General features: G+C 37.5%; 8 protein-coding genes and 1 pseudogene. 4 read left to right on the top strand and 5 right to left on the bottom strand.

What is annotated here, in order from left to right; translation table 11 throughout:
• Positions 1–21: 21 nt before the first annotated feature.
• Positions 22–843, bottom strand: coding sequence for a hypothetical protein (locus QZ265_RS06705; RefSeq protein ID WP_296404633.1), 822 nt, complete (start codon positions 841–843; stop codon positions 22–24).
• A gap of 223 nt (positions 844–1066) precedes the next feature.
• A complete protein-coding gene (lipB, locus tag QZ265_RS06700) occupies positions 1067–1912 on the bottom strand; it encodes a lipoyl(octanoyl) transferase LipB (RefSeq protein ID WP_296404631.1) in 846 nt (281 codons plus the stop codon).
• 359 nt (positions 1913–2271) lie between these two features.
• On the opposite strand from lipB, the gene QZ265_RS06695 reads away from it, so the two are divergent.
• The 4 genes from QZ265_RS06695 to msrAB all read left to right on the top strand — a co-directional run bounded on the left by QZ265_RS06695 (position 2272) and on the right by msrAB (position 9020).
• Complete coding sequence (locus tag QZ265_RS06695; protein ID WP_296404630.1) at positions 2272–3684, top strand: coniferyl aldehyde dehydrogenase; 1413 nt, start codon at positions 2272–2274, stop codon at positions 3682–3684.
• Positions 3685–3867: 183 nt separating this feature from the next.
• Positions 3868–5853 carry a glycine betaine ABC transporter substrate-binding protein gene (locus QZ265_RS06690; protein WP_296404628.1) on the top strand — a complete coding sequence of 662 codons (1986 nt, stop codon included), beginning with the start codon at positions 3868–3870 and terminating at the stop codon, positions 5851–5853.
• Positions 5854–5915: 62 nt separating this feature from the next.
• Positions 5916–6797, top strand: a complete 882-nt coding sequence (locus QZ265_RS06685) for an ATP-binding cassette domain-containing protein (RefSeq protein ID WP_296404626.1) — start codon at positions 5916–5918, stop codon at positions 6795–6797.
• 459 nt (positions 6798–7256) lie between these two features.
• Positions 7257–9020, top strand: coding sequence for a bifunctional peptide-methionine (S)-S-oxide reductase MsrA/peptide-methionine (R)-S-oxide reductase MsrB (gene msrAB, locus QZ265_RS06680; RefSeq protein WP_296404624.1), 1764 nt, complete (start codon positions 7257–7259; stop codon positions 9018–9020).
• A 209-nt stretch (positions 9021–9229) separates the two neighbouring features.
• Here the strand turns inward: msrAB and QZ265_RS06675 are convergent, their stop codons facing one another.
• The 3 genes and pseudogenes from QZ265_RS06675 to xseB all read right to left on the bottom strand — a co-directional run.
• Entirely contained in the window at positions 9230–10384 is a 1155-nt protein-coding gene (locus tag QZ265_RS06675) for a D-alanine--D-alanine ligase family protein (RefSeq protein WP_296404621.1), read from the bottom strand.
• A 140-nt stretch (positions 10385–10524) separates the two neighbouring features.
• Positions 10525–11733 carry a glycerate kinase gene (locus QZ265_RS06670; RefSeq protein WP_296404620.1) on the bottom strand — a complete coding sequence of 403 codons (1209 nt, stop codon included), beginning with the start codon at positions 11731–11733 and terminating at the stop codon, positions 10525–10527.
• Between the two features lie 120 nt (positions 11734–11853).
• A pseudogene (gene xseB / locus QZ265_RS06665) lies at positions 11854–12057 on the bottom strand (exodeoxyribonuclease VII small subunit); the annotation flags it as partial.
• Between the last annotated feature and the right edge of the window lie 128 nt (positions 12058–12185).

Here is a 12185-nt window from a genome sequence, read left to right as displayed (position 1 = left end):
TTATGATTTATTTTATAATTTTTATATCAATCTTTGGCTAATAGCTTCTTCTAAATTGCTAATGGATGACTTGTTTTCCTCAAGTAATGCCAAAGCTGTCAAACCAAATTCCCCTGGTAATAGCTGATATTCAGTGTTTTGCGGGATTTCAATCCAGTCTTCGTCAATTGTCATGACAAGTGGCTTAACGCCCTTATTTAGTACAAATATATCACCGTAAAAATGCCAGTCCTGCATTGAAGCTTCAATCGCTTTTTTGGCATTAGAGGTATAAACCGGATCAAATTGTTTAGCAGTATTGGTGAATTTCAACCTTAGTGCAATTTGAAGTCGTTCGCAAAACATCACTAAAGTGCAAGTAACTTTTACCATCCAAGGCGTCGGTACGAGTTTTGAATCCAAACCTAGTAATTGTGCAGCTTGGGCAGAAGTCATTGGCGTTTGAAACTGTTTGAGTAAATTGCCAGTTAGCAGGTTTGCCTTTTTTAATTCTTCTGCTAAGGCGTCATAATGATAGATAAAAGGCAGTAGTTGGTCTTGAGTGGTCAAATTTTCAATGATTTTACAGTTAAATACTTGCCAAGGTGTTTCTTTGTCACTTATTAAATCATTTAGAGTTATGGTGTCAGGATTGGTCATTAAAGGGTTTCTAGTTAAAGAGGAAGAGGCTCTCTTTAAGCTACTATCTAACTTTAAGCTACTATCTAAAGTACCAATACTATCTTTATTATCCATACTATTAACGTCTTGAATAGATGTGGCTTTAAGTATTTCATTTGAAGTTAAGCTAGTTGTATTGGCGTCATACGAAGACGGTCTTTTATACGCTGGGTCTGTCGTCATAAGTTACTTCTCATTATAATTTTTAGAGCATCTATTCAATTTATTTTATAGAAAATCATAGTACCTGATAAACAAAATTTAGTTTAAATGTCATTTGTCAGTATTTCATTTCAAGTGGCGATTAAGCCATTAAGCCTACATAAAAAGATTAACGTTGAACATAAATATTTTATCTAAACCCTTGAGTTCTTTTCATTTGACATAGTGGACAAAAACAAAAAATTTATAACTCTTTATCCTCTATATCACGCAACTTAATATCACCATATAGACGTTTTTGAATATTACTTAGTAATTGCTCAGTGACCTTTAACTTCGAGACTGGTAAATTAACCAATGGTTGATTCATATCTGATGGTTGATTTATATCTGTCTTGTTATCAGAAATGTAGTTATTAGATGATGTATCACTTATTAAATCATCCTTAATTGAAACGGTTTGCAAATCCACAAAATCTTGTAGTTTAAGCATTTGCATACCTGCATATCCACAAGGGTTTATGGCATTAAATGAACTAATATCACAGGTCAAATTTAAAGCAATACCGTGATAGCTAAAACCATGTTTTATTTTAAAACCTAAAGAAGCTATTTTACCTAACATTAAATGATTAACATTATAAATATAGACACCAGGAGCATCACGGCGTGATTTTGCATAAAATTGCTGTTCACGATTACCACTCAAAGTTCTATTAAGAACGTCTTCAATACTTTGCTCAGCATGAGACACCAAGTCACGAAGTGTCCAACCTGCTGTTTCTAAATCAATTAGCCAATAAACTACCAACTGACCTTTACCGTGCCAAGTCACTTGACCCCCGCGATCCGTATGAATGATAGGAGTTTTGCCACGCTGTAATATGTGTTCTTCTTTGCCTGCCTGCCCTAAAGTATAGACATCATTGTGTTCTACTATCCATAATTCATTAGCGGTAACTATACCTTGTTTTTTATTTTCGATACGAGATAAGGTGGTATGTAACATGGCTTCATGTGTACTGGTATAGTCAGCGTTTAAAAGCGTACGAAGCGTTAGATTTTTACTAGGGCATATATTGTTATTCATTTTAAATAGCCATAATTAACTAAAATTTATTGCAGATATAAAATTAACAGCAGTAAAGTCAGATTTGAAACTCATTAAGCGTAATATTAAAACCATGATAGCTTATATTTTTAAGTCACTTGTTAAATTTAGCTTTTATAGTGAACTCTTTTAAAAATAAATAGCAGAATTTACTTTTATATTGATTTATTATAGCTAAGACACCATAAAGTATAATAAGAACATAGTAAGCTAAATAAAATTGTATTTCTAAAAAAATTATTTGTTTATTAAAAGTGACATTTACTTAAGTGGTATTATTTCAAATGTTATTATAAATGAGTAACCCGTATTGACGACATATACATAAGGATATTTACATGAGTCAAAGTATTATTACTACAAAAGAACAATTAAGCGAGCAGTTTCAACATATGCATGCGTTAAGTCGTAAACGCCCTTTAAATTCATGGACGGATAGGGAGGCATTGCTTGAAAGTTTAGAGGCGATGCTTATCGATAATAATCAAACGTTTACCGATGCCATTAATAAAGATTTTGGTAATCGCAGTAAAGATGAAACCCAATTCGCAGAAGTTTTTCCTAGTCTTCAAGGGATTTCTCATTCCAAAAAACATGGTAAATCTTGGATGAAGACTCGACGTACAGGCATATCAAAATTATATCTTCCTGCGCACAACGAGGTACAACCCCAGCCATTGGGACTTGTTGGTATCATGGTGCCTTGGAACTACCCTTTATTCCTTGCCATCGGACCAATGATTGATGCATTGGTTGCTGGTAACCGTATCATGATTAAAATGAGTGAGTCAGCGCCCTTATTTGCCCAAGCTTTCGCTGAAGCTGTGGCTAAGCATTTTTCTGCTGATGTAATATCGGTTGCAGTAGGTGAAGTAAACTTAGCAGTAGCGTTTAGTGAATTGCCTTTTGACCATTTGCTTTATACCGGCTCTACCAGTGTTGGTAAAAAAGTTATGGCTGCTGCAGCCCCTAACTTAACACCAGTAACCTTAGAGCTTGGAGGCAAATCGCCTGTTATTGTCCTAGACGATGTAAATCTTGAAAGTGCGGTGAATAGAATCATGATGGGCAAAACACTAAATGCTGGTCAGACCTGTATTGCACCTGATTATGTATTGATCAAGTCGTCATTGCACAGTAAGTTTGTGAAACTGGCTAAAGAATGGGTTAATAAGCATTATCCAAATATTGCAAACAATAAAGACTATACACGTATTATTAATGATAATCAGTTTAAACGGGTACAAGGTTATTTAGAGAAATTGCCCAATGAGCAAGTTGTGCCGCTAACGGATGTCTCTGCAGATCCTGAAACTCGTTTAATGCCTCCAGTTATCGCTTTAAATCCAGATTCGCAGAGCGATGTGATGCAAAATGAGCTATTCGCACCTATTTTACCATTGGTACATGTCAATGGCTTGCGTGATGCTGTTGAGTTCGTAAATGGCCGTCCACGTCCCTTGGCCTTATATATCTTTGGTAATGCCAGTGATGATATTGAATATGTTCGTAATCATACCGTTTCTGGTGGGGTTTGTATCAATGAGGTCATCATGCATGTTGCTCAGCATGAATTACCATTTGGCGGTGTAGGACATTCAGGTATCGGCGCATATCATGGTAAATGGGGTTTTGAGCGCATGAGCCATATGAAGCCAATTTTTGTTCAGTCAAAGTTTAATGCCATGGATATCATGTTACCTCCATATAGTGCTTTGTTTAAAAAGGGCTTAAAGTTTTTAATCAAATAAGCAAATTATAGTAATTTCTAATTAATCGGTTCTGTGCTGATTTGTTTATGCCTTCCTATTTGAAATAGGGAGGCTTTTTTTTATTCTTGTTTTGTTACAACAGCCAGCTAAAGGATCGTATTTAATAAAATATGAATGTAGACTGAAATTACATTAAGTCAATATAATATAAAAGGCGGCACAGTGGAACTAATTACCAATATAAAAAAAGGGTTGTTACTTAGCTTGCTGTTGTTATCTGCACAAGCTTTTGCAACCTGTGGTGACAGTCAATCTCATCCTATTAAGTTTGGTTCTTTGACATGGGAGAGTGGGCAGTTTATTTCTGCCGTTCTGCAAATTATCGCTGAAGAAGGCTATGGTTGTAGGACTGAGATGGTTCCTGGGACAGGACCGGCTTTAGAGACGGCCCTATCACAAGATGATATTCAAGTTATTGGGGAGCAATGGGTAGGACGCTCTCCAATCATGGAAGATGCTATTTCTGCTAATAAAGCTAAGATTATTGGTAGCACTCTACAAGGCGGTGCGACTCAAGGTTGGTACGTGCCGAATTATGTGTTAGAAGAACACCCAGAATTAAAAGATTATCGAAACATCAGTAAATTCTCAACCCTTTTTATTGATCCAGAAAGTCCTAGTAAGGCTCGATTTTTGAATTGTCCTACTGGCTGGACTTGTGAGGTATTTAATACCCATTTACTTAATAATTTGGGATTAACCAAAGCTAAACCGCAAGACTCAAAAATTTTGACATTTAATTATGTGCATCCGGGCACAGGGGCGGCGTTGGATGCTGAAATATCCTCTGCTTTTGAGCAGCATAAACCCTTATTATTCTATTATTGGCAGCCGACAGGCTTAATGGCGAAATATAATTTTGGTTCTATTAACTTTCCTGCCTATGATGAACAATGTTGGAACAAGCTTTTGGATGCTAAAAGCAATACAGATTGTATTTCAGGATTTCCAGTATCCAAGCTAGGTATCGCAGTTTCAATGCCATTTAGTACTAAACACCCAGAATTGGTTGAGGCATATCATAAAGTACAGTTTTCGTCCGATATCCTTAATGGCGCTATATTGGAGATGAATGAGAACAAGCGAAGTGGGAATGAGCAAGCCAAGTTGTTTTTGCAGCAACATCCACAAATCTGGAAGAATTGGTTAACAGCGGATGCCGCAAATAGGCTTGCCATCAGTCTGAACGTATCTTTAGATTCAGTGCCCAGCTCTGACACTACTACAATTAATACCTCTGTAAATACTGCTGATGATTTGACCGCTTCACCAAAGAGCTGGTTCCCAACTTGGTCCTTTGAAACCAAGCTTAATAATCTACTTAGTTATGTTGTGCAGAATTTCGGTGAAATTTTTAGAAGTATTAGTCATGTCACTTTAACGTATTTATTATTACCAATCGAAAACTTGCTATCTATCACACCCCCTTGGTTAATCATAGTATTGATAGCGCTATTGGGATGGATGGCGACTCGAAAGATTTGGTTTGCTATAGCGTGTGGTCTAGGGCTATTTTTAATTGGTTCATTTGGTTTATGGCCAGCATTGGTTCAGACCATGTCGCTATTATTCGTCTCGGTATTGGTAACTATAGTAATTGGCGTTCCAGTAGGTATTTTGATGGCTGGTAGTGAAGCATTATGTAAGGTAGTGACGCCAATACTAGATGTGATGCAGACCATGCCAAGCTTCGTATATTTGATTCCAGTTTTAATGCTTTTTGGAATTGGTAAAGTTCCTGCGCTTTTTGCCACAGTAATTTATGCAATTCCTCCCTTAATACGTTTGACCATGTTAGGAATCAAGCAAGTGCCACATGAGATAATTGAAGCTGGAAGATCATTTGGTAGCACGCATACGCAATTACTGTTTTGGATTAAATTGCCACAAGCATTGCCAAGTATTATGGCTGGGGTTAACCAAGCAGTAATGATGTCGCTATCGATGGTGGTACTTGCATCGATGATTGGGGCTCCTGGTTTGGGCGAAGATGTATTGCAGTCTATTCAAACTTTAAATATAGGGCAAGGGTTACAAGCTGGTATAGCTATCGTCATTATGGCTATCATCATTGACCGTATCACTCAAGCGTTTGGTAGGGGTCGAAGAGCACGTGACGAGTTGATTCATCATCGAAGTATTCATTAAAGTTTTTTGACTGATGATTTAAACTTTATACTTTTATACTTTCACAAAATAAGAATATTAATATGACTCATATCTGTTTAGAAAATGTCAGCAAAATATTCGGTGCAAACCATGTTGAATCAAATAAAGTACTATCTTTACTAGAGCAAGGCATGAGCAGTAATCAAGTTTTACAAAGCACCGGGTATTCAGTAGGGTTGTATAATATAAATTTGGCTATCAAAGCTGGTGAGCTGCACTGCATAATGGGGTTATCAGGCTCTGGTAAATCTACTTTAATACGTCATATCAATAGATTAATCGACCCAACCTTAGGGAAGATTTGGATAGATACTCAGCATAGCGAGGGTATGCCAGAGTATTTAAACAGCGCAGAGCGCGCAGCTGACCAACCAAATGTTATTAATGTATTAAGTCTTAGCGATAAGCCACTACAACAGTTTCGTCAAAACAATGTCAGTATGGTGTTTCAGCATTTTGGGTTGGTGCCACATATGACTGTCATTCAAAATGTGGCATATGGACTGCGGGTGCGAAAGTTGTCAAAATCCGAGCGTCATGAGATTGCGCATCACTGGCTGCATGAGGTGGGACTTGAGAATATAGATAATAGTTATCCAGATGAGCTATCAGGGGGAATGCAGCAGCGAGTCGGATTAGCCAGAGCTTTAGCAGTTGATACCTCAATATTATTAATGGATGAGGCTTTTTCGGCATTGGACCCTTTAATTCGAAGTCAGCTACAAGACCAGTTATTGAAACTTCAAGAAAAATTAAATAAAACCATTGTGTTTATTACCCATGATATTGATGAGGCCGTAAAACTTGGCAACCGAATTAGTATTTTAAATGGGGGGCGTTTGGTACAAACAGGCACATCGCAACAATTACAAGAGCATCCTGCTGATGACTATGTAGAACAGTTTATGTTGGCTAGACATTAGGGCGTGTCCATATTTGCAAATTAAATAGGTTATGGTCTAAAAATGGCTATATTTTCGCCAAACTGTGTCTAATTTCTAGTTAATATGCCTATATTATCTTCGAAATTATTCGTGTTTGACAAAAATCTATCTCATTTTTAGCCTCATAATCCATAAAGGGACACGCCCTAGGTATTTAAAATCTTTCGTACTTAGCCTAGCTAAAATTGGGTATTAGAGGCATGATGGTATTTAAGACTCATTACAAAATGCAGATGACCTAAAATTAATACTGTGACTCTTTGCAGTTATGATAATGCAATGCTTCTAATGTCAGCTTATATTTGTATCTATTATAATCGCCTTATTATTTAAACTTGAATATGTACTTACATTCAAAATACCCTAATATATTAAATGCCCGAATATATTAAATGCGCTAATATTGAAATCAACACTTAACTTATAGAGAAATTTTTAATGCCTATGTATAACACTAATTCTTATAATCCTAAATTAAAAGCAGTCTTTAAGCTTGGTTTATTTAGTGCTTGTACGACTTTGCTAATGGCTTGTGGTCAGACAGGTAATGCTGAAAATGGCAAGGACAATACCAGCACCATACAACAGCAAAACCAAGGCATCGCCAATAGCCGAGATATGTTACCTAGCGAGTTACTAAAGCAATTACAAGCTTTGCCACAGTTAACTTCAGGTTTAGGAAATACAGGTAGTGAGGTTATTGATAATAATAAACCGACGTTGGTGAAGTTTTGGGCGAGTTGGTGTCCGTTATGTTTAGGAACATTGGAGGAGACACAGAGTTGGCGTAATGATAAGGCATTTGAAGGATTAAATCTGGTGACAGTAGCCAGTCCCGGACAATTGAACGAACAAGACAGTGCTCAATTCAAACAGTGGTATGCTGGCGTGCAATCTGATTATCCAAAACTTCCAGTGTTAATTGATAGTTCGGGTAATCTTATTAAACAATTGGGCGTGCAAGTTTATCCCAGTTGGGCAATTCTTGATAAGCAAGGGAATTTGGTAAGACTTATCAAAGGTAATCTGACCAAAGAACAAGCTTACGCTTTAGCAAAAAATGCTAGTAATGACTTTAATGATCTTAAAAATAGTAAAGCCAAACCTAAAGTAGCTGGCATTGATAGTACTTCATCCGCTAAATCAAATGGCGTTATCAACAAGAATGGTGTTTATTACAATTCAGAGGGCGCTCCCATTAATACCAAAACAATCTATCTAGCTGGAGGCTGTTTTTGGGGATTAGAAGCCTATATGGAGCGTGTAAATGGTGTGGTTGACGCCGTTTCAGGCTATGCAAATGGTAACCCTAGTATTAAAGATCCAAGCTACGAGCAGGTCATAGCAGGATCTGGTCATGCTGAAACCGTAAAGGTTGTCTATGATGCGGATAAAATAGACTTAGAAACGGTGCTGAAGTATTATTTTAGAGTGATTGATCCGACGAGTCTAAACAAACAGGGTAATGATCGGGGCGTACAATATCGTACAGGTATTTACTTTACAGATGCTTCTGATAAAGCAGTTATAGATAGAGCATTAAAGCAGCTTGAAACTAAATACAATAAAAATATAGTAGTAGAAGATAAACCGTTGGCCAACTTCTCAATGGCAGAAGAGTATCATCAAGATTATTTGGCTAAGAATCCTAATGGCTACTGCCATATTGATTTAAGTTTAGCCGATGATAAATTGGCATCATCAAACAAAGTATCGAAGTTAGCTTCAGCTACGACCGTTAAAGAGGCTTTGGATCCTAAGCGTTATGCCAACTATGATAAAAATGCTCTTAAAAACACCTTAACTAAATCGCAATATGATATTACCCAAAAGGCTGGGACTGAGCGTGCGTTCAGTCATGAATATGACCATTTATTTGCCCCAGGTATCTATGTAGATGTGGTAAGTGGAGAACCCTTATTTTTATCGACTCATAAATATGATTCAGGCTGTGGTTGGCCAAGTTTTTGGCAGCCGATAGCCCCTGAAGTTATTATTGAGCACAAAGATACTGCCTATAATATGGTGCGTACCGAAGTACGATCACGTGTGGCAAACTCACATTTGGGTCATGTTTTTAACGATGGCCCTAAAGATAAAACCGGCTTACGCTATTGTATTAATGGTGGTGCCTTACAATTTATTCCGGTAGATAAGATGCCACAGTCAGGGTATGGCGTGTTTGTAAAAATGGTAAAGTGATATAGTCCATTGATTTTTAGTTTTATAAAAAGCAATAGCTAAAAGATAAATGATTAAAGCTAGTTAAGCAAAGCTATGCTTTAAACATTAAAAACCGACTAACTTATAGGTTAGTCGGTTTTTTATTAAAAGCTAATTTGTCTATTTATCAATAATTTGATCTGCATTACAAGCCAGTAGTTATTCTCCAAAACATTACTAAGCATAAGCTAATCCAAAGAATTCTTTAGCTCATTTAACTCTCTGTCGAAGTCTACTTGACGTTTTTGTTTGTTTTCATGCGCTTGTAAGGCCAGTTCTATCAGCTCAGTAATCAGCTGTGAATAAGGTTTGCCAGAAACTTCCCATAATTTTGGATACATACTAATATGGGTAAACCCAGGTAAAGTATTCACTTCAATAATGTAGGGTTTATTGGTGTTTCGATCGAGCAGAAAATCCACACGACTTAGCCCTTTTAGACCTAAAACTTTATAAGCGGTAGTGGCTATATCACGCATTTTTTGTTCGATATCAGTTTCTATAGCTGCAGGATAATGAAGTTCCGCCTTATCATTTAAGTATTTGGAAGCATAGTCATAAAAGCCGTCTGGTGGATTGATTTCTCCAAAACAACTGGTTGAAGGATTATGATTGCCTATAACCGCAACCTCAAGTTCTCGAGCAGGGGTAATACCTTCTTCGACCAATACTTGAGGGTCAAATTTCAAGGCATAGTCAATAGCAGGCTTTAACTCATCATAGCTATCTACTTTACTTATACCGACGCTAGAGCCTGTACTCGCCGGCTTAACAAAAATAGGAAGTTTTAGACTATGAGCTTGCTCAATTAAGTCGTTAGCCTCAGTGTTCCAGCTGCTATCTTCAATAACAAGGTAATTGGCTGTTGGAATGTTATTGGCATTGAGCATGTCTTTCATAATGACTTTGTTCATTGCGACAGCAGAGCCCGCCACATCAGAACCTACGTAGGGCAAATTAGCAATTTCGAATAAACCTTGTAGCTTGCCATCTTCACCGCTAGATCCATGGACAATACAAAAGCAGACGTCACAAGCTATTTTGTCAAGTGTAGGTAGCTGAACCAACTGATACGACTTATCTGGGATGATAGTGCATCGATTGGCAATAGACAGTGCATTGGACGTAGTGAATAATTCTGAATTATATTCATCTTGTTTTGGATATTGCCACCAACGACCGTCCATATCTATATAAATGGCTTGAACTTCAAATAGGCTTTGATCGATATGATTTAATAATGAACATCCAGAATTGATAGAGATGGCATGCTCGGGGGATTGACCGCCTAGTATAATAGCAACTTGTTTTTTTTGGGAATTATCGAGAGCTTGAGTTGTCAATTTCACTTCCTTCATATTCTTGTAGGGGAGGCTATCATTATAAATAATAAATGGCTTTCATTTGCAACAAAATTTAAGGTTGAATTTCATGCATTCAGTTATTATTTGATTTATATTAATACTCAATGGCTTTAAAAGGCTTAAAGATTTAAATTTTGACCAAGCTTAATACCAGTCGCGACTTGGTATGCGGTGATTGCGACATTGTTATAAGCATTTTTAAGTATATTTTCAATATTATCAAGCTTTTGAATACTAGGTACAACAATATCGAAGGCTGGCGTGTTGTTATACAGATTATAGATAGGCGAGGGATCGTGTCTTTGTTTAACAGTCTCAATGTGTTGACGATCGACAGCGCCACAAATTGCTATAACGGGTAAGTTATTATGCAGCTTAGCTTGATTGGCAACGCCACTGGCTACTTTACCCATCGCCGTTTGTGCATCGAACCTGCCTTCGCCAGTAATTACCAAATCAACGTTAGCCAAGTGATCATCAAGATTTACAAGGCTTGCAATGATTTCAAATCCAGACTTTAATTCTGCCTTACAATACGCCATTAATGCATAGCCCAATCCACCAGCCGCACCAGCACCCTCCATTTCACGAAAATTTGTATTGTTATGTTTAACATTAACATTGTGAGCACTCGTTACCAAATCAAAATGGTTTAAAGCCTGATTGAGTAGTGAGACTTCCTTGATGCTTGCGCCTTTTTGCGGGCCAAAAACATGGCTAGCCCCGGTAGGGCCGCATAGGGGACTGGTTACGTCACAGGCTACGGATATTTGAATTTCTGAAAGCAAATCTTCCAATGCGCCAAATTGAATGTTTTTTAAATGATTAAGCTGGCTGCCACCAGGCGACAGTTCATTATTTGCTGAGTCAGTGAGCTTAACACCTAGTGCTTGAAGCATCCCAGCTCCGGCGTCATTGGTTGCACTTCCACCAAGACCAATTAGAATACTTTTTACCCCTTGCTTAATAGCATCGGTAATCATTTCACCCACACCAAAGCTTGTAGTAATTAATGGATTGCGCTCTTCTTCAGTCAGTAGATGTAGACCACACGCTTCTGCAATTTCAATGACAGCTGTACCGTCTTTAGTTATAAGATACTTTGCGGTAATTAGACGCATTAAAGGGTCATGTACCGTCAATTGCCGCCAATAACCGTCTAATACGAATGACAGTACCTCTGATGTGCCTTCACCGCCATCGGCTAAAGGTAACAGCGTGTAGTTGGCTTCTGGAAAAACTTGGCTAAGCCCAGCCTTTATGGCCTGACACACCTCTACAGCTGTTAAGCTTTCTTTAAAGGAGTCTGGCGCGATAAGTATGTTCATTAATTTAGATCGCATATTAAGATTTTATTCAGCTTCACTATCTGACTCAAAATTATCAGGTTGAATAGACTTACCTTCTGTGTGTTCTTTAGCTTCATGGTGTTCCATGACTTCAACATCTTCATCAAAAGCTGCATCCAAAGCCCTTTGGACAGCCTCAATACGAGCCTGACATATTTTATAAGCAGCAATGGACTGTTCAACGGTATTCATCAAATTATCAATGTCTGGTTCATTTGAGCTTTGCAGATCTTCAGCATTTATCTTTAAGATTTGATAAGCCGCTTTAAATGTTTTTGGGGCAGGTTTTTTGCGTACAGCCATGATATAGCTCCTTTAAGAAATAAGATAAATAAGATGATTAAGAAATAAATATAACTATAATTAAAAAGCAATGATTAGGGCGTGTGGAACATTCGCAAATTAGCACTGCTGATAGCTAAAATCGTTCC

Source organism: Psychrobacter sp., assembly GCF_018260395.1.
GTDB lineage: Bacteria > Pseudomonadota > Gammaproteobacteria > Pseudomonadales > Moraxellaceae > Psychrobacter.
Note: the sequence above shows the minus strand (reverse complement) of the source record. Positions and strands in the feature narration are given on the sequence as shown.